The sequence below is a fragment of the Exiguobacterium sp. s34 genome, assembly GCF_018617435.1.
Classification (GTDB): domain Bacteria; phylum Bacillota; class Bacilli; order Exiguobacteriales; family Exiguobacteriaceae; genus Exiguobacterium; species Exiguobacterium aestuarii.
In genome coordinates this window covers 242,536-267,418 of record NZ_JACSKE010000001.1, presented here as the reverse complement: position 1 = coordinate 267,418, position 24,883 = coordinate 242,536, and the positions used below count along the sequence as shown (strand labels likewise).

At 49.7% G+C, this 24,883-nt stretch carries 25 protein-coding genes; 15 read left to right on the top strand and 10 right to left on the bottom strand.

What is annotated here, in order from left to right; genetic code table 11:
- Window positions 1-3 precede the first annotated feature (3 nt).
- Together KNO87_RS01305 and KNO87_RS01300 are read right to left on the bottom strand one after the other, a co-directional pair.
- Window positions 4-2,700, bottom strand: a complete 2,697-nt coding sequence (locus KNO87_RS01305; protein WP_214793345.1) for an EAL domain-containing protein — start codon at window positions 2,698-2,700, stop codon at window positions 4-6.
- Between the two features lie 112 nt (window positions 2,701-2,812).
- A complete protein-coding gene (locus tag KNO87_RS01300) occupies window positions 2,813-4,624 on the bottom strand; it encodes a C40 family peptidase (protein WP_214793347.1) in 1,812 nt (603 codons plus the stop codon).
- A 279-nt stretch (window positions 4,625-4,903) separates the two neighbouring features.
- On the opposite strand from KNO87_RS01300, the gene KNO87_RS01295 reads away from it, so the two are divergent.
- Window positions 4,904-6,751, top strand: a complete 1,848-nt coding sequence (locus tag KNO87_RS01295) for a sensor domain-containing phosphodiesterase (RefSeq protein ID WP_214793349.1) — start codon at window positions 4,904-4,906, stop codon at window positions 6,749-6,751.
- 15 nt (window positions 6,752-6,766) lie between these two features.
- Here KNO87_RS01295 and KNO87_RS01290 read toward each other — a convergent pair whose 3' ends face one another.
- Both KNO87_RS01290 and KNO87_RS01285 read right to left on the bottom strand, forming a co-directional pair.
- Window positions 6,767-8,140 (bottom strand): sensor histidine kinase, encoded by a 1,374-nt coding sequence (locus tag KNO87_RS01290; RefSeq protein WP_353047447.1) that lies wholly within the window; start codon window positions 8,138-8,140, stop codon window positions 6,767-6,769.
- 12 nt (window positions 8,141-8,152) lie between these two features.
- The gene (locus KNO87_RS01285) at window positions 8,153-8,842 is read right to left on the bottom strand and encodes a response regulator transcription factor (RefSeq protein WP_214793353.1); all 690 of its coding nucleotides are present in this window, start codon (window positions 8,840-8,842) and stop codon (window positions 8,153-8,155) included.
- A 107-nt stretch (window positions 8,843-8,949) separates the two neighbouring features.
- Here KNO87_RS01285 and KNO87_RS01280 point away from each other — a divergent pair, with 107 nt between their 5' ends.
- Genes KNO87_RS01280 through KNO87_RS01270 form a run of 3 tightly spaced genes read left to right on the top strand, consistent with a single transcriptional unit; the run spans window position 8,950 to window position 11,885 of the window.
- On the top strand, window positions 8,950-9,711 hold the full coding sequence (locus KNO87_RS01280) for an ABC transporter ATP-binding protein (RefSeq protein WP_214793356.1): 762 nt from the start codon (window positions 8,950-8,952) through the stop codon (window positions 9,709-9,711).
- A complete protein-coding gene (locus KNO87_RS01275) occupies window positions 9,698-11,530 on the top strand; it encodes an ABC transporter permease (protein WP_214793359.1) in 1,833 nt (610 codons plus the stop codon). Before KNO87_RS01280 ends, KNO87_RS01275 begins: the two co-directional genes overlap by 14 nt.
- 13 nt (window positions 11,531-11,543) lie before the next feature.
- On the top strand, window positions 11,544-11,885 hold the full coding sequence (locus tag KNO87_RS01270) for a YxeA family protein (RefSeq protein WP_214793362.1): 342 nt from the start codon (window positions 11,544-11,546) through the stop codon (window positions 11,883-11,885).
- A 51-nt stretch (window positions 11,886-11,936) separates the two neighbouring features.
- Here the strand turns inward: KNO87_RS01270 and KNO87_RS01265 are convergent, their stop codons facing one another.
- The gene (locus KNO87_RS01265) at window positions 11,937-12,380 is read right to left on the bottom strand and encodes a MerR family transcriptional regulator (RefSeq protein WP_214793365.1); all 444 of its coding nucleotides are present in this window, start codon (window positions 12,378-12,380) and stop codon (window positions 11,937-11,939) included.
- Window positions 12,381-12,698: 318 nt separating this feature from the next.
- Here KNO87_RS01265 and KNO87_RS01260 point away from each other — a divergent pair, with 318 nt between their 5' ends.
- The 8 genes from KNO87_RS01260 (at window position 12,699) to KNO87_RS01225 (ending at window position 20,219) form a co-directional block, all read left to right on the top strand.
- The gene (locus tag KNO87_RS01260) at window positions 12,699-12,908 is read left to right on the top strand and encodes a hypothetical protein (protein WP_214793368.1); all 210 of its coding nucleotides are present in this window, start codon (window positions 12,699-12,701) and stop codon (window positions 12,906-12,908) included.
- A gap of 68 nt (window positions 12,909-12,976) precedes the next feature.
- Window positions 12,977-13,117: a YvrJ family protein gene (locus KNO87_RS01255; protein WP_214694127.1), complete on the top strand. Its 141-nt coding sequence runs from the start codon at window positions 12,977-12,979 to the stop codon at window positions 13,115-13,117.
- Window positions 13,118-13,144: 27 nt separating this feature from the next.
- On the top strand, window positions 13,145-13,357 hold the full coding sequence (locus KNO87_RS01250; protein ID WP_214793371.1) for a hypothetical protein: 213 nt from the start codon (window positions 13,145-13,147) through the stop codon (window positions 13,355-13,357).
- A 26-nt stretch (window positions 13,358-13,383) separates the two neighbouring features.
- A complete protein-coding gene (locus KNO87_RS01245) occupies window positions 13,384-13,596 on the top strand; it encodes a DUF2922 family protein (RefSeq protein ID WP_214786581.1) in 213 nt (70 codons plus the stop codon).
- Between the two features lie 125 nt (window positions 13,597-13,721).
- Window positions 13,722-15,566 (top strand): methyl-accepting chemotaxis protein, encoded by a 1,845-nt coding sequence (locus KNO87_RS01240; RefSeq protein WP_214793374.1) that lies wholly within the window; start codon window positions 13,722-13,724, stop codon window positions 15,564-15,566.
- 189 nt (window positions 15,567-15,755) lie between these two features.
- On the top strand, window positions 15,756-17,462 hold the full coding sequence (locus KNO87_RS01235; RefSeq protein WP_353048757.1) for a methyl-accepting chemotaxis protein: 1,707 nt from the start codon (window positions 15,756-15,758) through the stop codon (window positions 17,460-17,462).
- Window positions 17,463-17,643: 181 nt separating this feature from the next.
- Window positions 17,644-19,353, top strand: a complete 1,710-nt coding sequence (locus tag KNO87_RS01230; RefSeq protein WP_251126721.1) for a methyl-accepting chemotaxis protein — start codon at window positions 17,644-17,646, stop codon at window positions 19,351-19,353.
- 116 nt (window positions 19,354-19,469) lie between these two features.
- Window positions 19,470-20,219 carry an SDR family NAD(P)-dependent oxidoreductase gene (locus KNO87_RS01225; protein WP_214793376.1) on the top strand — a complete coding sequence of 250 codons (750 nt, stop codon included), beginning with the start codon at window positions 19,470-19,472 and terminating at the stop codon, window positions 20,217-20,219.
- Between the two features lie 36 nt (window positions 20,220-20,255).
- Here the strand turns inward: KNO87_RS01225 and KNO87_RS01220 are convergent, their stop codons facing one another.
- Complete coding sequence (locus KNO87_RS01220; RefSeq protein ID WP_214793379.1) at window positions 20,256-21,131, bottom strand: tetratricopeptide repeat protein; 876 nt, start codon at window positions 21,129-21,131, stop codon at window positions 20,256-20,258.
- Between the two features lie 118 nt (window positions 21,132-21,249).
- Here KNO87_RS01220 and KNO87_RS01215 point away from each other — a divergent pair, with 118 nt between their 5' ends.
- Window positions 21,250-21,474 (top strand): YobA family protein, encoded by a 225-nt coding sequence (locus tag KNO87_RS01215; RefSeq protein WP_214786589.1) that lies wholly within the window; start codon window positions 21,250-21,252, stop codon window positions 21,472-21,474.
- 19 nt (window positions 21,475-21,493) lie between these two features.
- A complete protein-coding gene (locus KNO87_RS01210) occupies window positions 21,494-21,658 on the top strand; it encodes a hypothetical protein (RefSeq protein ID WP_214694121.1) in 165 nt (54 codons plus the stop codon).
- Between the two features lie 11 nt (window positions 21,659-21,669).
- On the opposite strand, the gene KNO87_RS01205 is transcribed toward KNO87_RS01210, so the two are convergent.
- Window positions 21,670-22,860 carry a S1 family serine peptidase gene (locus tag KNO87_RS01205; protein ID WP_214793382.1) on the bottom strand — a complete coding sequence of 397 codons (1,191 nt, stop codon included), beginning with the start codon at window positions 22,858-22,860 and terminating at the stop codon, window positions 21,670-21,672.
- Between the two features lie 133 nt (window positions 22,861-22,993).
- On the opposite strand from KNO87_RS01205, the gene KNO87_RS01200 reads away from it, so the two are divergent.
- Window positions 22,994-23,554 (top strand): AAA family ATPase, encoded by a 561-nt coding sequence (locus KNO87_RS01200; protein ID WP_214793385.1) that lies wholly within the window; start codon window positions 22,994-22,996, stop codon window positions 23,552-23,554.
- A gap of 35 nt (window positions 23,555-23,589) precedes the next feature.
- Here KNO87_RS01200 and KNO87_RS01195 read toward each other — a convergent pair whose 3' ends face one another.
- The 3 genes from KNO87_RS01195 to KNO87_RS01185 are packed head-to-tail and all read right to left on the bottom strand — an operon-like array spanning window position 23,590 to window position 24,867.
- Window positions 23,590-24,285, bottom strand: coding sequence for a carbohydrate deacetylase (locus KNO87_RS01195; RefSeq protein ID WP_214793387.1), 696 nt, complete (start codon window positions 24,283-24,285; stop codon window positions 23,590-23,592).
- A complete protein-coding gene (locus tag KNO87_RS01190; RefSeq protein ID WP_214786597.1) occupies window positions 24,278-24,571 on the bottom strand; it encodes a PTS sugar transporter subunit IIB in 294 nt (97 codons plus the stop codon). Before KNO87_RS01190 ends, KNO87_RS01195 begins: the two co-directional genes overlap by 8 nt.
- Window positions 24,568-24,867 carry a PTS sugar transporter subunit IIA gene (locus KNO87_RS01185; protein ID WP_214793820.1) on the bottom strand — a complete coding sequence of 100 codons (300 nt, stop codon included), beginning with the start codon at window positions 24,865-24,867 and terminating at the stop codon, window positions 24,568-24,570. The genes KNO87_RS01190 and KNO87_RS01185 overlap by 4 nt, the downstream gene beginning before the upstream one ends.
- Window positions 24,868-24,883 lie beyond the last annotated feature (16 nt).

The following is a 24,883-nucleotide window of genomic DNA, read 5'->3' as shown; positions in this document are numbered from 1 at the left end:
CACTCAATTCGAGTGTCCCTTCGTGTTGACCCATGATTCAAATGAAGCCGCATCAAGAGCGGGTGAGAAGTAATAGCCTTGTCCGAGTTCTACCCCTTCACGGATCATCCGCGATAAGTCACTCTCGGTCTCGATCCCTTCAGCGAGAGCGGTGAGCTCTTGCTCGTTCGCAAAGCGCGAGACGGCACGTAAGAAGGACGTGCTCTCTTTCGCTTTTCCACTCACATACATACGGTCGATTTTCACTTCCTGAATCGGTAAATGCCAAATCGCTTCGAATGAGGCGTACCCGGTACCGAAGTCATCAATCGAGAGGCAATATCCGAGGTCAGCGATATCTTCTAAGCGCTCGAGCTCGCTCGCATACGACATAATATCCGATGACTCGGTCAATTCGATTTTCAAGCGGTCCGGTAACCATGGATACGATTCAATCGAATCACGAAGCTTCGTCACGATCGACGGATCGACGGAGTGGGCCGACAAGTTGAACGATAAGGAGATGTCTTCAAACATCGTTCCTTGCCATGCGACGAGCTGTTCAATCGTCTGGTCGAGGATGTTGTGTGATAACCAAAGGATTTGATCAGACCGTTCAGCGATGCGAATGAATTCATTCGGAGGAATGACCCCGATTTCTGGATGTGTCCATCGGGCGAGGACTTCCGCTCCGACAACGCGTCCTGTTTTTAGCTCGACTTGTGGCTGATAAGCGACCGTCAATTCACCTTTTCGAATCGCATCGGGAAGCGCCTGTTCAATTAAGGCAGCGAGTTGCATCTGAGCCAAGATATCCGAGTCATACCAAACCGAAGGCGTACGCGTCTCTTTTGCGTGTTGCAAGGCTTTCATCGCCTCGAACAAGCAATCGTTATATGCAGGTTTCGTCTCGGTCGCACCGATTTGGATGTGCACGTTTTGTCGCTTGTGGTTGACGATCAATTCGCTTGGGAACAGTTCCATCAATTCATGTTCATCCTCGGCAGTGAACCCTCTGACATACAGCATGAACATGTCATCCCGATATCGACCGAACAGATGGTGCGCATATTTGGATAAACGGGTTTCGACAGCGCGTGCGAACTCCGTCATGAGGAGATCTGCATACGCCGGGTCGTACCAGTCGACGAGATGATGGTAGTCGTGCAGTCGAATCAGCACGAACGTCCCGTCAATCTCTTGTTGCTCCCATTTTCGGATGAACCCATACTCGTTGTACAGATTGGTCGCTAAATCGAAGCGGACGAGTCGGTCGACCTTTCGTTCTCGTTCGACCCGGTCGGTCTCGTCTTCGACAATCAAATAATACGTCAGTTTTTCTTCCCGTTTGAGCGGGGTCAGCTTGATGTTCAAATATCGTGTGTGTTCACCTTTTAAATGAATGATGAACTGAGCGCTCGTTCCTTGATCAGTCACACCCTCGAGCGCTTGCTCGAACAAACGGCGTCCGGTCTCGGTGAACAGTTGATTGATTTCATATAAATTTCGATCTCCAAAAAATTGACGGAACATTTCGTTTCGTTCCATCAGATTATACGAGTCGTCCATTAAAGCGATGGCGAGTCCCGTCTCCGAGAAGAGCGATGACCAACGCTCGTGATAGCGTACGAGTTCCTGTGAACGATTTTCGAGCTCGTGGACGGTTGAATGAACACTCACCGCAATCTCACGGAGTTCGTCCTCGATGCCACGGAAATCATGTGTTTTCGGGAACGTCGCTTCGACCGGATCTAAACTTGGATCGATGGCGAGCGCACGTGCCTTCAAATGTGCCAAGTCGTGATTGTATCGTTTTCGCGTATAGTAAAGCAGGAAAAGGAGTCCGAGCGATAAGAGGAGCGTCACGACGAAGGATGTCGTGGCGAGGACCTGATACTGTTTACTCTCATCTCGTAGCATCGTCTCAGACGTGGAACGAATCGAGCGAAGGGCAGCGTACGCATCTTCGTAGACGTTCGTTGAATTGACGTAACGCGCTTCAAGAGACGCTTCACTGCTCGCCATGTTGGCAAACGACTGACCGCTCTCCGCCACATCGATGACCGCTTTGGATTGCAGTGCTTCGTTTTGATTGATGACTTTTTGAATGATTGCCGCTTCATTGACAATCAAATTAACCGTGTTCATCAATTGTCCTTCTTCAATCGGTTCTTGGAACAACGTGTCACCACTGCGCATGAGCATCGACTGCATTCGCATGATTGCATCCGTCAGCTCATACGTCGCGTTCGGCTGGTTGGTTTGTTCGAGCGCCTGATAGAGCCAGCGCCGATTGATTGAACTGATGACATCAGACGGGACTGCTTCGAACTCTTCTGCATCGAGAATACGTTCCAATTCATTCGAAAATGTCTGAAGTGTCTCTCGTTCTTGTTCGTTCACTCCAGATTCAAAGTCTTTCTGTAGTCGTTCATTGTATTGAAGTGCGCGCTCTTTATAAGGGACGGAAAGGAAAGATGTCGTCTGATTCGATTGATCCTCGTATCGAGTCGCCGCTTCGAACAAGGTGACATACGCTTCGACGCCAGCCAGGTTTGCAGCCTGATTCAAGTTCGTGATCGTCTCGTCGATCGCTTCTTGTTTTTCATGCCAGTAATAACTCGTCCCGAGTCCGAACAACAGGACACCGATGAGACAAGCGATTGCCAGTACCATCGTGTAGGTACGGTATGGAATTTTAGCAAAGCGGGGTTGACCCATCCGGCACCTCCTTTTTTCCTTCATCATACTTCCGAATTCGGGTCACGAGATGAAATTCCTGCAAAACGAAAGAAAAACCCGACTTTCGTCGGGTTTTATAGCGTGACAAAAGTCACGGTCGTTTATAACCGATCAAGCGTGATTGCCAATACGGTTCTTTACTGATTTGGTTGTAGCCTAAGCCGAACGAGCCGGCATGAATGAATGTATCGGAATCGATCATGATGCCCATATGTGAAGGTCCAGCGGTATACGTGTTCTCAAAGAAGACGAGGTCACCAGCTTGTGGCACGAACGATGTTGGCAACTGTGGTCCGAAGTAAGCACCACCCCAATAATTGGCTACGTTTGTACGTGGGATGCTGACACCCGATTGATTGAATACATAATAGATGAGACCTGAACAATCGAAGCCACCATTTGCCGGACTAGAAGAAGCCCATACATATGGAGTGCCGACATATTGCTTGGCCACCTGAATCGTTGAAAGTCGTGTCGCCTGCGCGTTCTGACCTTTGATTTCGGTGACGGCAGATTTGGCGACGAACCCTGACGCAAGCTTGTAGTGGGTAGTTGTCTCTCCGATCACGTTCAACAATTCCCCACGGAGTGTAGAACCGACCGTGCTGCTCGATTCGTTCGCCTGTGCCCGAATCGCCGTCGGGTAATACGTATAGTATGAATTCGCATCATACGAACCTTCCACCCATGTCGGTCCTTCTGTTCCTGTCGAGCCTTTTGAGACGGTTTTGACATAAGCTGAAGCGACAAAACCAACCGTGTTGCCATAGTAGATTTGAAGCCAGCCATTTGACGCTTGAACGACACGTAATGTCTGTCCGGCCTTCACACTCCCGATAATTGTCGCATTCGTCGAGGCGTTTGAGCGTACGTTCAAGGACGGCGTGTTGACGACGTAATCGACTTCCGCATTTCCTGCGCCACCGTCACCTTCGTTCGGAGCCGGATTGCTTGGCGTGGTCGTCGTCTGTTTCAAATACCCGGCACTGACATACCCGGATTTCCCGTTATACGTGACGTAGTACCAGTCGCCTGACTGTTTTGTCGCCTGTACGACCGTACCGTTTGGGATATTCGTGACGAGTGCATAGCCGATCCCGGCCCCTTGGCGTACGTTCAAGTTCGCCGTTGTCACAAACTGCTGATTCACCGTATTTTCCGCAGGAGTACTTGGGCTCGGGGTAGTCGTGACAGGTGTAGACGGTGTCGCTGATCCTGATGTCTTTAAATATGTATGAGCGACATACCCTGTTCGTGATCCATATTTGACTTGTGACCAAGAGCCTTCCCGTTTTAGTAGGGTGACAGCTTTCCCTTTTGGAATCGTCAATAAGATATTGGCTTTCGTCGACTTAGAGGCACGAAGGTTCAAATTGACGGTCGTCTTCGCAGTAGTCGCACTCGGTTTTACGCTAGGCGGTGTCGTCGGTGCGGGTGTTGTGGGAGTCGAGGTTGAAGTCTTTTTCAAATATCCGTTGTGCACCCAACCCGTTTGTCCACCGTAGCTCACTTTCGTCCACGTGCCGTTCGTTTGGATTGGTGTGACTACTTTTCCTTTTGGAATCGTTAATAAAATCCGATGGGACGTCCCCGCACCTGAGCGCAAATTCAATGCGTCGGTTGTTGCCATGCGCGTCGTACTCGACGTCGAGAGTGACGAACCACCTGTCGATCCAGAACCGGATACTTGAAGCGTTTGACCGACTCGGATGGAATCAGACGTCAATCCGTTCAACGATTTTAAAGCCGAAACGGAAAGGTCGTAGGATCGGCTAATGGACCACAACGTATCACCGGAACGCACCGTATGTGTGCTTGCGGCGGCTGCTTCATCCGCATGAGCCAATACGCTGACCGCTGCGAGAGCCGCGAATGAATAGGTGAGACCTGACTTTGGATTCATAGCGTCACTTCCTTTCAAAAATGAGAGCGAAACATTCAACAAGTGAAACAATACAAGTTCATTGTACGGTGAGATGAAATAAGCAAGCAATGGGACAAATGGTCAATTCGGGTCACTTTCTTAAAAAGGAGGTCAATAATTTAGAAGTGGGAATAACTACCTATTTTGTTGATTCAAAAAAGTAGGAAGCATTGACTTTCTGTTGAATTTTGGAAAACGTGAGATGAAAGGTTTCATGCTATTATAATGTCAAATCAAGAATGGTGAGGTAGCAGACTGATGGTCGAGAAGAACTTTTCAAACCAAACATATCGTAAACATCAAGAGAAACTGTTCGAGCTCGTACGCATGCCAATCGTGACGGAAGACACGGTACAAGAGGCAACCCGATATATGTGTGAGATTGTCGCCGATATGTTGGCGGTCGATACGGTGTCGATTTGGCATTTTGACACATCGTATCAATCCATTTCATGCCAAGTCGCCTATTCTCAAGAATCCGGGACGCATTATCCTCAATTAACAATTTACCGTAACATCGCCCCAGCTTATTTTGATGCACTTCAAAAAGACCGGGTGCTCGCGATTGAAGATGTTCGGAATCATCCGACGGTGAAGGAATTATACACCGATTATTTCGTGGAAGGGCAGCGCATCCAATCGATGCTTGATGCCCCGATCTATGCGAACAATCGCGCCAAAGGTGTGATTTGTTGTGAGTCGTTTTCCACAAGGGAATGGACCTATCTAGAAGAGTTGATTGTCAGTACACTGACAGACTTTATCTCGATTCTCTACTTCCGACTCGACCGACAGGCGGTCGATACACACATTCGTCGTTTAGCTTACATCGATGAATTGACGGGTCTATTAAAAGATACCGGCTTTATCGAGAAGATGGATGAAGAACGTCAGCTTCAGCCGCAACAACTTGGCGCGTTAGTCTATTTGAAGATTGATGACTTTCGGTCGGTCGAAGATGCGATTGGCATTGAGAAATCAGATGAAATCGTCCGAGAAGTCGCCAATCGCCTGCGTCGTTATGTTGACGAGTCGAAATTGAGTCGCATGTCGCAGTCAGGATTTGCGATTTGGTTACCGTATGGGGATCGGATCAAACTGAATGCCGTCGCGGATGAGTTATGTGAAGTGCTCGTACGTGATCCGTTTCTTGTCGATGAGTTAGAAGTCATCTTGACGATGAGCGCGTTTATCGCTGTCGAGCAAAAGGACATCACGACGCTCGAAATGGTTCATCGGGCACGGATTGCCGCAAGTGAACGAGCGTTTCAACGGGCCACCATCGTTTTCTATGAAGAAGAAATGGGGGAGAAAGCGGCGAACCGGTTAATTTTGGAGATGAATTTACGGAGTGGTCTCGCTGGAAATGAGTTCATGTTGTATTATCAACCGAAAATCGATGCGATGACCGGAGCGTTGAGAGGGTTTGAAGGCTTGATGCGCTGGAACCATCCAGAACGTGGTCTTGTGCCACCGCTCGACTTCATCCCGCTCGCCGAATCGACCGGTGTCATCATTGACTTAGAAGAGTGGGTGTTCGTGACGGCATGTCGTCAGCTCAAACGGTGGCATGACCAAGGAGACAGGTATTCACTTGCCCTTAACTTATCAGCCCGTCACTTCTTGTCTGAAGGAGTCGTCGAGAAGTTCGCTCAAATCGCCCGGGAAGAGGGCGTCTGTACGAGCTATTTGACGCTCGAGATCACGGAGAGTGTCGGAATGGAAAATCAGCAACATGTTATCGACCGTTTCGTCGCGTTCCGTGAAGAAGGATTTTCGATTTCAATCGATGACTTCGGGACGGGCTTCTCGGCGTTCGTCTACTTGAAGCATTATCCGATTCATGAGATTAAAATTGATCGCCAGTTCATCCAAGTGACCGAGAACGACCCGACCGGAAACGTCATCGTCGAGTCGATTGTCGACCTCGCACGAGGGTTGAATTTAAAGACCGTCTGTGAGGGAATCGAGACGATTGAACAGTGGCATGCGTTACGTGAACTCGGCTGTGACGAGATGCAAGGATATTACTTCTCTAAACCGTTGCCGCTCGAGGAACTCGAATCGTGGATTGATCATTATACGACACAGCAAAGGGACGCCTGAGTGCGTCCCTTTTTGCTATGGTGTGAAGATGATTCGGATGGTCGTCCCTTGTCCTTGACTACTTTCTACCTCGACCTTCCCGCCATGTGCTTCGATGATATCCCGTGAAATCGCCATTCCGAGACCACTCCCGCGAGCATCATCCGTGTTCGTTCCACGATAATAGCGTTCGAATATATACGGCAATTCAGATTCGGCGATTCCGTTCCCATCATCCTGGATGGTCACGACGTCTTCATCGACCCGAACCGTCACGATGACCGATTCATCATTATGAAGGAGGGCGTTATATAGGAAGTTGAGCAGGGCGCGTTTCATAAAGTGACGATCGAGTGATACGGTCGCCGCCTCTGTTGCTTCGAATTCGATGTGGCGATCGCTGAACCGTGGGTCGTTCAACACGTCAATGATGACTTCTCGAACGAATGGCTCGAGGCGTGTCTCTTCTAAAGTAAGCGGGAAGTCGCCGTGCTGCAGTCGCATCGTCAAGTTGAAATCGTCGAGCAATTCTTTCATATACTTTGCTTGGCGCTCGATCACATGTACATATTGGTTACGATCCGCTTCGTCCAGCGAATCGTCATCCAACAACTCGGCATATCCTTGGATTGAGGCGAGCGGTGTCTTCAAATCATGGGACACGTTACTCATCCATTCTTTCCGTCGGTCATCGAGTTCTTCGCGTTGTCGTTCGTACGTCGTGAGCGTCTCGGAGACCGCATTTAAGTCATGGAAGACAGGACGATAGATGCCGACACGCTTCGGTTCAGATCGAGAGAAATCTCGTCTCTTCAATTGTTGGATTCGCTCCGTCAATCGATAGACAGGGCGGGTCAATCTAGAACTGAACAAGAGACCGATCAATGCGGCCACGAGCAAATCGACGACAAGAATCCATAGAAACGCCTTCGACATATAGGAAAGGACCGCCTGTTCATCTAACATGAAGAGCACCCGGCGTTCACTCGCCTCTGGCACACCGATTAGATAACTGTAGGATTCATATTCTCCAATGAAATAGAGCCGAAGCTCGTCATCCATATATTTATAGATTTGAATCAGTTCAATCGGCGAATAGGCATCCGGTAGTCCGCTCGGTGCATCGACTTCACTCACGACCTGGCCCGTTTCATCTAAAAAGCGGATGAACGCCCCATACTGCTCGAGCGCCTCCTGACCTGCTGTTGAGACGACGGGTTCTCCATCTTCAAGTGATAAGTACGTGCTGAAGTTACGGGTAAAGGTTTCCCCAGAGTTGCTTTCCACATCGTCGAGTCCTGTTCGGTCATTGATGAGAAGTCCAAATAGAATGGCGATGTTCAGAAAGACGACAATGGCGACAATCAATACAATCGACAATAAATAGCGACCGGTCAGTTTCCATTTCATCATAAACGCTCCTTATACCGTCAACCGGTAACCGAGACCTTTGACCGTCTTGATATAGGTCGGGGCAGAAGGATTCGGCTCGATTTTTTCTCGCAAACGCCGGATATGGACCATGACCGTGTTATCCGAACCAAAGAATGATTCGCCCCATACTTGGGTGAATAATGTCTCTTTGCTGAGAATCCGATTCGGATTTCGTAAAAAGCAGGCGAGGAGACCGACTTCCTTCGCCGTCAATTCTAATCGTTCTCCGTTCACATATACTTCCGTCTCATCTTCATTCATTTGGAACGGTCCGACGGTCGTCGTCTCGGGCATCGGTGCTTCCATCATCGATACTCGACGAAGTTGCGCTTTGACGCGGAAGGCGACTTCTTTTGGACTGAACGGCTTCGTGATGTAGTCATCCCCGCCAATAGCAAGCCCGAGCAATTTATCGACCTCTTCCGATTTGGCAGATAGAAAGAGAATGGGGATATTCGAGTGCGCTCGCATCTGTTGGCAGAGTTGATAGCCTTCTCCGTCCGGTAGCATGACGTCCAAAATGGCCAAATGTGGGTGGAACGTCTCGAACACGTCAAACCCTTCCTTCAACGTATGGGCAGTTCGAATCTCTTTAAATCCCTCTTTCTCAAGTGCACGTTGAATCAACGTACACAAGTCTTGTTCATCATCCACGATGAGAATCCGTGGTTGTTCCATCGTCATCACCTCTCTCATAAGGATATCATGTAAGGATTTTGTAAGGTACGCGTGAGTTGAAGTTAAGACAGGGGGCGTAATGTAAGGGACAGAAAGAGGTGCTGAACATGGAAACATTATTACAAGTGAAATCGATTCAAAAGACATATGGAAAAGGAAATACAACGTTTCGGGCGCTCGATGACGTCTCGTTCACAATCGAACACGGTGAATTCGTCGGAATCATGGGACCATCCGGGGCCGGGAAGTCGACGTTACTGAACGTCCTCGCGACAATCGATACGCCAACGTCCGGTGAGATTTTAGTCGAGGAGGACGACATCGCGTCGATGGATGAGGAGGCGCTCGCCGATTTTCGTCGCGACCATCTCGGCTTCATCTTCCAGGACTATAACTTGCTCGACTCGTTGACGGTACGGGAAAACATGTTGCTCCCGCTCGCCGTCTCGAAGACACCGGTCCATGAGACACGTGAGAAAGTCGAACGGTTGGCGAAGCGGTTTGGGCTTGAAGGAATTCTTAACCAATATCCGTATCAAATCTCAGGAGGGCAGAAACAACGGACAGCTGTTTGTCGTGCCTTGATTTCGGACCCGAAACTCATCTTCGCCGATGAACCGACCGGCGCGCTCGACTCGAAGTCAGCAACGGACTTGTTGGAGACGCTCGCACGGTTGAACGAGGCAGAGACGACGATCATGATGGTGACGCATGACGCCTTCGCGGCAAGCTTCTGTCGCCGCGTCCTCTATATACAGGATGGACGTTTGAATAAAGAACTCATTCGGGGCAACGCCTCGCGGGATGCATTCTATCAATCGATCCTCGAGGAACTGGCGAAAGGCGGTGCGGTCGATGACGCTATTTGAACTTGCGAAGAAGAACGTCGCGCGTAATTTATCGCGATATGCGCTCTACGTCGGGACGACCATTTTCTCGATTGTCATTTATTTCACGTTCGCTACGCTCAAACATAGTCATGAGATTAGCGCGCTCGCGGAGACATCGAAAAAGATTAGCGGACTGATGAGTACGTCGACGTTCATTCTGATGCTGTTCGTTGCGCTCTTCATCGCCTATTCGAACGCCTTCTTTTTGAGAGGGCGTAAGCGGGAGGTCGGGCTCTACTCGCTACTCGGGGTCCGGAAGAAACAAATCGGCCTGCTGCTCTTGTTTGAGAACATCGTCATCGGAGCCGTGTCCTTGGTCGTCGGGATCATCTTGGGGCTATTCGGGTCGAATGCGCTGTTACAGCTGTTGCTGCGTTTGATGGACAGTAACTTAGACATCGGCTTCGCCTTTTCAGGGTCGGCATTCATCGAGACGTTCCTCGTCTTTCTCGTGATCTTCCTTTTTACTTCATTTCAAGGGTATCGGGTCATTTATCGCTTTAAGCTGATTGACCTGTTCCATGCGGACAAGAGCGGAGAAGGTGTCCCGACGGCGAAAGGCTGGGTCGCTTTCGTAGGCGTCCTGACGATCGGTGTGGCGTATTGGCTTGCTCTCCAGGATTTGATGACGTCCTCCCTTTGGAGAACGCTCGGCCTCGCGATGCCGCTTCTCATCATTGGATTGAGCGTCATCGGTTCGGCGCTTCTCTTCCACAGTGTGTTGATTTTTGCGCTGACGTGGCTGAAAAAGAATGAGCGTTGGTCGTGGAAGCGTCTCAACCTGTTGACGACATCACAACTTCTCTACCGAATCCGTGGGAACGCCAAGACGCTCACGTTGATTAGCATCATCAGTGCGACGGCGATCACAGCGGGTGGTGCCATCTTCAGTGTGTATTATTATGCGGAAGAGAATGTGTCCTCGTATACACCGTATACGTACGCCTGGAAAGGTGAGGCGGTCGAGGTGGAGGGTGCTACATTTGAATCAAGCATTGAACAGAAGACGATTCGAATGGAAGCAGAATATGGGGAGCGAGAACTCGGGGTCATCGATGCATCGACGTATCGTCATCTTCTCAAAGGTCTCGGTCAGGGAGAACCAGAACCGTTCCCACAGGACGAGGTGCTATCGGTCGATCCGTTCTATGACGAGCGTTATTCCGAAGAAATCGAATCGGTCGAGCTTTCAGGTGATACGTTTGATGTTTCGACCCGTGTCGAAGCATCTCCACTCAACGTCATGACGTTTGGCGGAACGTTCCTTGTCGTCGCAGACGATGTGTTCAAGACGATGCCCGAGCCGAGCGAGACGTATCACGTCGCACTCACGGAATCATTCAAAGATCAGCGCGATCAGTCTGACCGTCTATCAGAACTTGGGCTCGATTCATTCTCGAGTGCACCGGACGTATACGAAGAGACGATGGCGATGAACGGGGCACTCCTCTTCGTCGGAACATTCCTCGGTCTCGTCTTCCTTGTCGCGACAGGCAGCGTCATCTACTTCAAGACGATGACGGAAGCGGAGGATGACCGGGCGAAGTATGCGATTTTACAGAAAATCGGGATATCTGATCGAGACGTGCGACGTACAGTCCGTCAACAGATTGTCGTCGTCTTTCTTGCGCCGTTCGCACTTGGGATTTTGCACGCGACGGTCGCACTTATTGCCTTTTCAAACTTGTTGAATATGAATTTCACGGTGCCTGTTCTCGTGTGGATGGGTGTCTATACCGCAATCTATGCGGTTTATTACGGAGTAACGGTTCGTCGTTTTATGACGGCGATTCGATAAGGAGCGAAAACATATGAAGAAATGGATTGGAATAGCAGTTCTTGGCATTCTGCTCGCCGCAGGTTTACTGCAAGTGGATTGGAATCGATTTGGGAAAGACACCTTGTTTGTGGAAGTTCAAGAGGCGAGCGATGTGGAAGAGACGACGCTTGAAAATGGTGAGGTGATGAAACGATACGTGTACACGCAAACCGCATTCACGTCAGACGGTGAGTCGAAGCAAGTCACGTTTACCGCAGGAAAAGAACTTCAAGAAGGCGCGTACTTGCGCTTATACGTCAAAGACGGGGACACCGTCACATCGTATGACGAGGTGTCCCGTGAGGACATCCCGCGCCAAGTCATTCAAAAATAACCTAAAAAAACCATTCGTCATGAGCATCATGGCGGATGGTTTTTTGCCTGCTCAGACGACAGGAGCTTCGTAAGTGTTCAGTTCGAGTTGTAATATGTACGTCAATTCAAGATGCGCCAATTCCGAGAAGTTTGTCTTTTTGACATGTGTCCGTGGACGCAATCCGCATTCTAATGCGATGTCGACAATGGTACGAATCTGATTTTCCGTATAGAATCGCTTCCGGCCGAACGTGAATGGGGTAGGTGGCAACACGCCATCTGTCTCCCATTTGATCAACTGTTGTTGGCTGCGCGGAATGCCGGCCACACTGAAGGCGCGGCTCAATTCTTTGAGCGGATAGACAATCAAGTGTTGCTCTTTATACGAGATTGGTTTTCCTTGTTCCGGTCGGTATGTATCCCATTCGGTGGCTGAAAACGTCAGGTCGGCCTGGTCGAAGTCGTGTTGAGCGGAAGGAATAGAAGTAGTACGTGCGAGGTCTAAGCTGTTCATATGATGGATCTCCTTCTTCAAGACTGACTGGTCATTTCAAAATGTCTTCTTACGTATCGTACCCCATTTACAAGATTTTAACTTACAGTTTTTTCAAAGTGGGGAAATGATTCATGGGACTTTTGTCGTAATTTTGAACGATGTCTGTCGAACATTAAGATACCCTAATTGGTATCAAAACTCAAGTATCGCAGTAAAAATCTGAAAAATGATTAAAAATTCAGACAATCCGGGACTTTTGTCGTTAAGTTGCTCTAAAAAATAGATTGAGCACATTTATCCGACGAACGGTTAATAAGGGCGAAGGTGGTGAGACAGATGGCAACTTACGAAGAAGCGGCGACGATGTTTTATTTAGACACACGCCGACTCGTGGATGGGAAAGAGAAGAAACAGCTCGTCCGATACGGACCGCTCGGCAGTCAGATGGATGAGACGTTGATGCGGCAGTTCGGAGATTTACTGGCGGCACTCATCGATGTCGAATCCGTCAATTACGTTGTAGCCCAAGAATTCATCGTGTATTAACACGGAGGACTTATGCAGAACCTCACTCGTATCGGCACCGACATTCGGCAGGATGAGCGGGTGGTCACATGAGTTGGCCCGAACTCATCTCGAATCTCGGGTTCCCAATCGTCGTTTCGCTCTATTTGCTTCATCGAATTGAGACGAAGCTCGATCGGATGATCCAGCTCCTCGAGCGAATGGATGATTCGACCTTATCAGAAACCTAATCCCCCATTGAAAGGAGCCATCCCCCTATGGCTGTCTTAACGGAAAAGAAAGCAACACTCGTCTTGACGACACACCACGATCTTGAAACGGCAAAACCAACGAAAAAAGTACAACGGTTCGGTCCAGTCCGTGCCGATCTCACAGCCGACGTCGTGAACACGTTCGGTCGTCTCTTAATCGATTTAGTGATTCAAGAAGACGCAGACCTCGGTATCATCCGCGAATACGATTTAGTCTAACCCATACCCTAAGGAGGAAATAAACCATGACTGACACAAAACTTGAAATCTCATTTTTAGATGCATTCCATAAAGTCGTTCGCTTCCGTTTGAACAACGTGAAACAACCAGTCGACGCTCAAAAAATCGAAGCATTGGCTGACTTCATGGTCGCCAACGACCCACTTGCGAAAAACGTGATGGAATGGACGGAAATCAAAATGATCGAAGGTACACAGACCGTATTGAGTGCGAAATAATTGAACGGAAGGTGACTCTTGCATTTCGGAGTCACCTTTTTTAAGTTTGGTCAATCCCCTTCACTATTTTCAGAAAATTGTCGATAGTATAGGAAACACTGCATGATTGAGAGGGGAATACATAGATGGCATGGAAATCAATCTGGTCTAAGACACTTAGTCGGATCAAACGAAAACCGACATGGACGTGGAAACCGACACTCAAACGAAAACGTAGAGAGAAGCGTGAACGCACGACATCTTTCGGGGCGAATGTCGGCAAGAACTTGACGATTCGTCAAAAATTGTGGGGACTAATCATCATATCACTCGTCATGGTCGTTGGTGTCGGCGGATACGCACTATTGTCAATGAGTGATGCGAATCGCCAAGCGGACGATATCGTCAACAACTGGAATAAGGGGCTTGATTATGCCCACGAACTCAATACGCTCGCAGCGAACTATCGAACGCTCGAACTCGATCACATCGTAACGGAAGATGCGGCGCAAAAAGAAGAACTGATGGCGCAGATGAAAGAGATTCGAGATGAAATCAATACGATTGCACCGAAGTACGCAAAAACGGCGACAGGTGAGACGGATAAAGAACTTTTCGAAAACTTCTCGCGTCAATGGGAGATGTATCAACGTGTCTCGGACAACATGTTGACGTTCAGCTCGACAGGAAATACAGGCATGGCACGTTCGTACTATGATGCCCAGTCACAAGCAACGTATGATAACTTCACACAAAAATTAGCGAATCTTGTCGACTATAACTCAGAAGGTTCGCAACGCGTCGGGCAAGACATGGAGCGTGAATTCATGCAGTCGCTCATGGCGCTCGTGGCTGTGACGGTCGGGGCCGTGGCAATCCTTTTATTCCTCGGACTCAGTTTACTACGCTCGATTATCCGACCGATGCGTACGCTTCAGACTCGCTTCGATGAGCTCGCGACACAAGGCGGCGATTTGACGATGACGATTCCGGTGACGTCGAACGATGAAATCGCACAAGTGAGTCGCTCGTTCAATACGTTCCTCGGTACGCTCCGTGAGATCATGATTGATGTCGATGAGACGGCGAAGGTCGTCCTGTCATCTTCAAAAGAGGTTTCTGCAGAGGTAACACGTCTTAGTCACTATATGGAAGAGACATCTGGAACGGTCGAAGAATTGACGGCCGGCATGGAAGAAACGGCAGCATCTTCGCAAGAGATGAGCGCCTCGACGACCGAGATGGGAAGCTCGATTGATTCAATCGTCGACCTATCCAATGATAGCGCCGAAACGGCGACACGTGTCGAGACGCGAGCTCACGAGATGCGTCAACAGGCCGTCGTCTCGAAGACGGAGGCTGTGACGATTATTGAGAAGAAACAGGCTGAACTCGCGGAAGCAATCAAGGGAGCACAGTCTGTCGAAGAGATTCGGGTCTTGACGACGGCCATTCTCGCCATCGCCGATCAGACGAACTTGCTCGCGTTGAACGCATCGATTGAAGCGGCACGAGCGGGCGAAGCCGGTCGTGGATTCGCGGTCGTCGCTTCTGAGATTCGTAAACTTGCAGAAAACTCACGTCAGACGGTGAACGAGATTCGTGACGTATCGAACACGGTCATCGATTCGGTCGAACGTCTCAACACGAGCTCGGCTGACATGTTGACGTTCTTGAATACGAAAGTCATGGCCGACTACGATCGTCTCGAAGAGTCCGCGACACAGTATGAACAGGACGCAACGGTGTTCGGCGAAACGGCGAAGACGTTTGAAGGGAATGCGCTTCAACTCCGACATATGACTGACAACATTCTCGGTGTCATCCAAGAAGTGGCGACGACCGTGACAGAAGGTGCGGACGGAACGCAGTCGATTTCGGAGAAAGTTCAACTTTCAGTTGAACGCTTCAATGATGTTCAGGCGAAGATGAGTGAAACGGAACAACGTGCGACCGAACTATCGAATCGCGTCGCTCAATTCAAACTATAAACAGTGATTGGAGCCAGGCAAATGTCTGGTTCTTTTTTTATGGTGTTTAAAAAAATAGAAAGATAGGTCAATACGTTCGTGAATTTCAAATTGTTGGTACAAATTAGGCTGTCATGTCCGATATAAAAAAGGCAGTACACAAACAAAGAGAGAAAAAGAGGTGGAAGAGGAGAAGACTCCTCGTAAGTCGTGAAAACAGTATTTAAGAAGTGGACGTTGTCCAAAAAAATTATGGGAAGTATCGGGTTGCTCCTTATTTTGACGTTCGTCGGGATGGGATACAATCTATGGACGCTTGAACGCATGACGAGTCAGTATGAACAGATGATCTCAAACGATGTCATGAAAATGAAAGCAGCAGATGACTTGGCGCTCGGAATGGTTCGTCAAGCATATGGGGTCCGCGGGTATGTTTTGGTGCAGGATGATGAGCGCAAACAACAAATCATCCAAGGCGGAGAAGAAAAGAAGGTAGCCATCGAATCATTGATTGGACTGGCTGACAATGAATCCGAACGAAACGAGTACGAAGCATTACTTGAATATGCGACGGGGTACGATGCGCTCGCGACACAGGCGATCACGGCCATCGATCAAAATGATCAAGAGGCGATCGACCGCTTGACACTCCGTCTCATGCCAGACGTCACGAAGTCGATTTCGTCGACAGGGGAGGCGCTTCAAGCCGAGACCGAGAAGGACATGTTGGCGATGCAAACCGAACTCAAACAGGCGGGTGAGCGTGCATTCTTATATTCAGTCGTCATCGCCATCGTGAGCGTTGTATTGATGCTCGGGGCAGGATATGCCATCAGTCGGATGGTGACGGCACCGTTGCGCTTTTTAGCGAAAGAAGTGGACGTGGTCGCGGAAGGTGATTTGACACGCGCCGACCTTGAAGCACTCACGCAAGATGAAATCGGACAATTGATGACAGGCTTCAACCGGATGAAAGGGAACTTGCGCGACCTCATTGACCGCGTCACACAAAACGCACAAGAAATTACAGCTCAATCCGAAGAACTGTATGCGAGTACAGAAGAGATGGCGTCGCAAACTGAAGAGACGACACGTCTCATCGACCGCGTTGTGGAAGAGACGGTCGCACAAGCGAAAGAAGCGAGTGGCTCGGCCCGCGCCGTAGCAGCTGCCGACGAAGGGATCGGTCAAATCGCAGGCTCGATTGTCTCGATTGATGATGATGTGTCCCAAAGTTTGAAGCTCGCCGAAGAAGGTGGATCGACGATGACTCAGGCAAAAGACGAAGTACGTGCACTTGAGCGGGAGACACGTCTCACCGGTGAGTCGATTTCGGCCTTGAAACAACAGTCTGACGAGATCGCTCTCATCACAGAGGTCATCCAATCCATCACCGACCAGACGAACTTGTTAGCGTTGAACGCGGCGATCGAAGCCGCACGTGCCGGAGAGCAAGGAAAAGGCTTTGCCGTGGTCGCAGAAGAGGTACGTAAACTCGCGGAGCAATCGAAGCAGTCGGCGACACAAATCGCCGGGCTCATCGAGTCAATTCAAGCGCAGTCGAATGCCGTTCTCGACCAGCACGTCGTCAGTGCGAAACGAGTCGAGACGAATTCACAGTTACTCGAACAAGCGACGCGTGCGTTTGAACAGATTGTCCGTCAACTCGAGACGTCGGTCGATAACACGTCACACATCCGAATCGCGTCAAACGAGATTGCAGAGACGACGAAGCAAGTTGCCACATCTTCTCTTCAAATGTCACGAGACAGTGAAGAGATGGCTGTAACGATGAGGTCGGTCGGAGAGACGGCTGATTCACAACTCGCGATGATTCAAGAACTGAACGGCGTCGCCGAGTCGCTCGGGAATATGACGAGCGACTTACAGACGTTGGTTGGAAGATTCACTACGTAAGCAAATGGGGGTCACGGAAAACAAACCGGGACCCTTTTTGTGAACGTTATATGAAAACCCTTACATGTTTTATAGGAAATTTCTTCTTGTTGGTACAAGTTTGATGTGTGCAACCGATATATCCATTGTATTAATCCTTTTATCTAACAGAATCGAGGTGAAATGAGGAGAAATCCTTGCTATGTTTATGAAAAAATTGAAGCAATTATCATTGACCAAAAAACTGTTTGGGGGCATCATTGCCATTCTTCTCGTCATCGCATGTGGGATGGGCTATGCCATCTTCAACATGGAACGTCTGACGAGTGAGTATGAACATGTGATCAAACAAGATGTGACGAAGATGTTGGCGGCAGACAAACTTTCTCGTGAAATGATGCGTCAAGCGTATGGGGCACGTGGCTATGTCATGTCACCTCAACCGGATCGACTAGACCAAATCGAACAGGGAAAAGTAGGCAAGAAGGAGGCCATCATTGAACTTCTTTCGCTTGCGGAAACGCAGGAAGAAATCGACGAAATGAATACGTTGTTGTCTTATGCGATTGGTTATGATGACTTGACCGTCCAACTCGTCGATGCCGTCGATGCAAACGAAACGGAGACGATTGAGCGTCTGATGACAAAGATCATGCCAGACATGACGGCTGCGATTACGACAAAAGGTGAATCGATTCAGGAGAAGGCGGAACAGACGATGCAACAGAGCCAACTTGAGCTTACTAAGCTAAGTGAGCGATCGAATTATTATATGATTGGGATCTCGCTGTTGACGTTCCTCTTAGCTCTCTTGGCTGGAGTCATCTTACAGAGAATCGTCACACGTCCATTACGTGAATTATCATATGAGGTCGGTATTGTCGCAAACGGTGATTTAACACGCGAAAATTCGAAAGCGCTTTCGAATGATGAAATTGGCCAATTAATTACCGGGTTCAACCAGATGAAGACGAATTTGCGTGAGTTGATTGATGAAGTGAGTCGGAATGCACAAGACATTACGGCTCAATCGGAAGAATTGTATGCAAGTACCGAAGAGATGTCTTCTCAAACAGAAGAAACGACGAGACGAATCGACCAAGTTGTTCAACAGACGATTCAACAAGCGCGACAGGCGACGCAAAGCGGACGTGAAGTGGCGGCGGCGAACCTTGGTGTGGAGCGGATTGCCACTTCGATTGGTACCATCAACGATGACGTGGAAAAGAGTCTCGAGCTGGCGGAACGAGGAGAACAGTCAATCCGACAAGCAAAAGACGAAGTACTCGCATTAGAAAAAGAGACCGTAGCGACGGGAGAATCCATCACCGTTTTAAAACAGCAATCGGACGAAATTGCCTTGATCACAGAAGTCATTCAATCGATCACGGACCAGACGAACTTGTTGGCATTGAATGCGGCCATCGAAGCGGCACGAGCGGGCGAGCATGGAAAGGGGTTTGCGGTGGTCGCGGAAGAGGTGCGTAAACTCGCCGAGCAATCGAAACAGTCCGCTATGAAAATCGCTGGATTAATCGAATCGATTCAAGTGCAATCGAATGCTGTCTTAGACCGACATGCGTCAAGCGCGAAGCGGGTAGAAACAAACACGATTTTGTTAGAAGAAGCGACGTCATCCTTCCGACAAATTGTCACCCAACTCCAAACATCTGCGGAGAACGCAGCACACATCCGTGTCGCGTCAAATGAAATCACTGAGACGACGCGACAAGTTGCCACAACGACTGCATCGATGGCATCCGGAAGTGAAGAGACGGCGAATACGATGCGTGAAGTCGGAGAGACGGCTGACGTACAACTCGCCATGATTCAAGAACTGAATGGCGTTGCGGAAACACTTGGCAGTATGACCGGTGATTTACAGACGTTGATTGGAAGATTCACAACATGATATGTGGGAAGCCCTGTCTCTTTGAAGTCAGGGCTTTTTCATTCACATTGAGACGATTCATGAAGCAGAAAGTAGGGAAATGAGAACAGGGTAAATGATAAAAAGGAGTGGATGACATGAAGTATACCGTCATTACAGGAGCTAGTTCGGGAATCGGTTATGAGACGGCAAAGCTACTCGCCGAAAAAGGAAAGTCACTTGTCCTCGTCGCGAGACGAAAGGATGAGCTCGAATCGTTACGTGACGAGATCAAATCAATCTCATCAGATAGTGACGTCATCATCAAATCGACGGACCTTTCGTATAGCGAGAACGTGTACGGTCTGTATGAATCTCTCGCCGACCTCGATATCGAGACGTGGATCAACAATGCCGGGTTCGGAGATGCAGACCTCATCAAAGATGTCGATTTAGGCAAGATTGAGAATATGATTCGCCTGAATATTGAGGCGCTCACGGTACTATCAAGTCTATACGTCCGTGACTACCATGATGTCGAAGGGGCACAACTGTTGAACGTTTCGTCCGTCGGGGGATATCGCATCGTGCCGAACTCGGTCACGTATTGTGCGACTAAATTTTACGTGAGTGCCTATACGGAAGGTCTCGCACAGGAATTACTGAATAGTGGCGCGAAGCTTCGGGCGAAAGTACTCGCACCGGCAGCGACCGAGACGAGCTTCGCCGACCGGGCACGTGATACGGAAGGATTCGATTATAGCGAGAACGTGGCGAAGTATCATACGGCACGCGAGATGGCTGAATTCTTATATGATTTGCTTGAAGGGGACGAAGTCGTCGGGATTGTCGACCCAGAGGACTATTCCTTCAGCCTACGCGGACCGATTAAACCGTACGCGGGGTAACCTAAAAAATCACGCCTAGCTTAGGCGTGATTTTTTTTATGGCATCGGGACGGTGTAGCCACCGGTGAAGCGGTGCGTCAGGCGACGTGTCCAGTAACGCATCCGAAGACGCAATACATAAAACTGTGACGTATTTGGGAGGATGACGTTATTGACGTAATCTGCGAACATATGGCGGAACGCACGGTCTTCACTGCGATCGTAGGTCGCGCTCCACATTCCGTGATTTTCAACTTCGAGAAGCATCCAAATCATCTCTTCCGTGAGCGGGTCCTCATCTTCAAGTCCGGCTGAAAGGGATGCGAATCGTTGACTGCAGACGGCAGCATATAAGGAATGGGCGTGTGGGTTGTGCGGATTGTGCGTTAAATAGCCACTCGCGGTCTTCATCAGTTCATCGACCATCTCGATCGGGATGTCATCGTATACTTGGAAAAACTCAAGAAGCATCGGTACGGTGTCCGGGCCGAGTCCGGCGAGACGGACATAATGCATGACGTGAAGGCCGGCCTCTCCGTAGAACTTCCGCTCGAAATAGTGGATGGCGATGGCACGGTGCATGAGCGGGACGTCGGGATAGCGTTCGACACCTCGGAGGAAGTGTTGCTCCGACTCGAACGTGAAGCCCGTATCTTCGCTAACGATGCCGTTCAGCATATGCAGGATGAAATGGTCACCAAGCTCACTTGCTCGATTGAGCCATTCCTTTGCCTGTGCGGTATTCCCTTCACGGATATATGGGTAGGCACGCATCGCTGGGAAGAATGGATCTTCCGGAAATGCGGTTTCGCCACGAGTTGCAAGCTCCGTGATTGCTTCTTTGTTATACTCGTCTGTCAATTCTCCGAGGAGCATCATTTCGAGGAACGTGCGTTGGAATTCTGGGGTGTGTAAATCGATGGTGTGTGTCATATGGACTCCTCCTCACGAGTATCGTTGTGGCTTCATTATACTTGTTCTTGAAACAAGGGAGTAGCATCTTTTGTAAAAACGGGAAATAGAAAGTGAGGCGTGAAAAGGAGGGGAGGACATGGCGACGTTCACGGGTTATATCGCAGAAGTGCTGGAAGGGAAAATTCGAGTCGCTCCATCACGAGAGGCAGAGCCGTTCGACGGCATCGTGTTTCATTTAGAAGAACAGTTTCTTGAAGAAACACCACTTCTTGTCGGTCAATATGTAAAAGTCGAGCACGATGAACAAATGACGCGTTCCTTGCCGCCGCAGACGACGGCGCATCGCATCGATGTGTTATGATGAGGACGAGGTGAACCTTATGGGACAACGTAACTTTTTATGGCTCGGGGCCGTGATTGGCTTCAGCGCACTCGTCGTCTGGTTACTGCAAGACGCACTTCCGTTTTGGGCGCTATCGATCCTTTTACTCGGACTCGGGGCAGTACTCGGTAATCTGCAACGACGATTCACGCAAGACAAATGACAAGCACATCATCACTCGGATGGTGTGCTTGTGTCGTTTTCTTCAACATTTTCTTCTTCCACCACTTCTTCCTCCGTGGCTGGGTCGTCCTCGACAACCGAGTCCTCTTCACCATCCGGCTCGAGCGTGGTCGGTTCTTCCGGCTCGGCTGGCTCTTCCGGTTCGACCGGGTCCTCAGGTTCAGTGGGCACTTCGGGTTCTGTCACCGGAGGATCTTCTTCAATCGGCTCTTCCGTTTCCGGAGGATCAACCGGTTCTTCTGGCTCTGTAGGTGGTTCTGTCGGTTCTTCAGGTGTCACCTCAGGAGTAGCCGGTTCGGTCTCTTCTTCGACAACCTCTTCCTCGACGTTCTCCTCAGCCGGTGCTTCCGGTTCAGTCGCCGGTGGTAGTTCAGGCTGTGTCTCCGGAACACTTGGAGTGTCCGGGATGACGACCGGTTCTTCTGTCAAATCTGGTCGAATCGGCTCGACGGGGGCGAGTTCGACTGGTGGTGGTGCGGGTGTGTCTGAATCAATCAATGTGCGTAAATCTCGTTCGAATAAAGCAGTCGGTAAGGCGATTCCTCGCAAGTGGATGGCGACGACCCGACCGGAAGCGGAAAGAAGCGGACTACCATACGCATAACGAGGTAATTCAAAGTTTCGGATGTATCCATTCTCAGCGAATGTGACCGTACCATTGATTCGTTCTTTCATTGTCAGTGTAAGTAATGTCTCATCTTCTGCGGCGATGGCTTGTGTCAACAAGAACGGCGTTTTGTCGGTTTCTTCGATACGAATGACGGCAATGAGATTCGTACGACCGACGACTGTTCCAGAGACGGCTTGTCCGTCATGGTACATGATGATGTTCGTTAATCCGGCTACGTTCGAGGCCGCGGTGACGACATCACGGGAACTGACCAAAAAGCCGGTTCCATAACTGACGGTAAAGAGGCTTTCTTGTAACGTATCGAAGTCAACGGTCGTCACTTCGTCAGCAGAAACCGTATCCTCTCCAATCGGTAAGTCGACCTGGTCGGCGAGCGAGTCAGTCGAACGCAACATATCGGTGAAATAGGCATTTCCAATGAAGGCGGCAAAAGCGATGAGTGCAATGGCGAGCGGGGTGACGAGTAACCAAATCGTGCGACGTGAGCGGCGGCCACACGTCGGACAGACCGTTTTCGATCGTGTCTTCTTTCCGCAGTGGGGACAAGTCACGGGGGCACCTTCTTTCTATAAAGTTCGATGTTATGGTTATTCCTTCAATTGGAAAGAGGTAAACAAATATTTTAGGAGGGTTCTACAATCGAACGTTCATGGTAAAATCGTCAAAAACGCAGGGGGAAATTCAATGAAGTTCATCATCTTATTCGGTCCACAAGCCGTCGGTAAAATGACCGTCGGACAGACGCTCGCCGATCGGACCGGACTGAAGTTATTCCACAACCATATGACAATCGATCTCGTCGGACCGTTCTTCAATTACGGGACGGCGGAAGGCAAACGGCTCGTCCAGCTGTTCCGTCAAGAACTGTTCGAATCGGTTGCGAAAAGTGATCTGCCTGGCATGATTTTCACATTCGTCTGGGCGTTCGATATGCAGGAAGACTGGGACTACGTGAAGAACGTGACGGACTTGTTCGAATCACACGGGGCGGACATTTACTATGTCGAGCTCGAGGCGGAGATGGAGGAGCGACTCGCGCGCAATACGACCGAGAATCGTCTTACGCATAAACCGTCGAAGCGAGACATCGCTTGGTCCGAGGCAGAACTGAAACAGACGGCGACGATGTATCGATTGAATTCACGTCCGGGGGAATTGGATGTCGAGCATTATCTCCGTATCGACAACACCCATTTAAGTCCTGAAGAGACGGCAGCACAGATTCAACAAGCATTTGACCTATAAAAAAGGCGGGTCCCCACTAAGGGAACCCGCTTTTGTCATGCCCACCAATCTGGGCGCTTATAGTCGACCAATACCTGCTTTTCGAGGAGGCGTGGTTCGAGGTAAGAAGTGACACTTGGAAGATGATCGTCGAGCTCGGCCGGGTGTACCATCACTTCGATGGAGTCTCCAGGTTCGATGGCATCAAGCGTCACATGGGAGACACCGTCCGCGTAAAATTGATCACTAAATCGTTCGGTCACCCACAAGTCTCGGCGCGACCCGAGCGTTGTTAAGGCCCGAAACGTCGTGTCATATTCTTCAGCGAGACGAATGATGACGTCATGTAAGACCGGCCAGCCATGAACGTGGTGATGACTGTCGAGATGGTCGAGCGGGAGACCTGTCGCGAGGAACGCCTCAATCTGGGCTTTCCACTCGAGATAGACGAGCTCCGGATCAGGTGGTGTCTCGGTTAAGAAGCGGCTCGTGTAGCGGAACGTGCCGTCTTCTTTTGTAAGGGGCGCACTCGTGTCGGCGAGCGGTTTGCCCCATGACAAGACGAGATGGACGCCGACGCGGAGCGATGGATATTGTTTTGCGAGTTGAACGGCTTCCTCGACGGCGTGACCGTTCATGATCATCGTCGCCGAATTCACGATTCCATTCAGATGACTTTCCAAGGTGCCGGCGTTCACACCTATCGTCAATCCGAAGTCATCGGCGTTGACCAAGACGAACGTCTTAGGCATTGACGAGCCCGAGTGCCTGGTCGAGGACGAGGTCGCCTTTCATCATCCCGTACGCCATGTTGTCGATGACCGCGACCGGTACGTCGACGGACGATTTGATTTTTCCTTCGAGGTAACGGACTTGTGGTCCGATCAAGATGACATCGACGTTCGTCTGTTCTTTCAAACGAGACTCAGGGATTGCGTCAATCGATGCGTCGATTCCGCGTGTCGCAGCTTCTTTTCGCATTTTTTCCACTAGAATTGATGTCGACATGCCTGCCGAGCAGACGAGTAAGATGTTCATGTTGTTTCCTCCAATCGATTCAAACGAGTGATCATGTCAATCATTTCGACGGCGAGTTCTTTCACGGTCATCGCTGTCATGAGGTGGTCTTGTGCGTGGACGAGGAGGACGCTCATATCGCTCGTCTTCCCTCGTGCCTCTTCTTGTAACAATTCAGTCTGTAGTTTGTGTGCGTCTAGAAAAGCCGTATCGGCTTCTTTTAATTTGTCTGTCGCCGTGTCTGTTTCACCGCGTTTCGCAGCCGCGATGGCTTCAAATGCAGCAGAACGGGCATTCCCGGCATGTAGGATAATCATAAATGAGAGTTCTTGA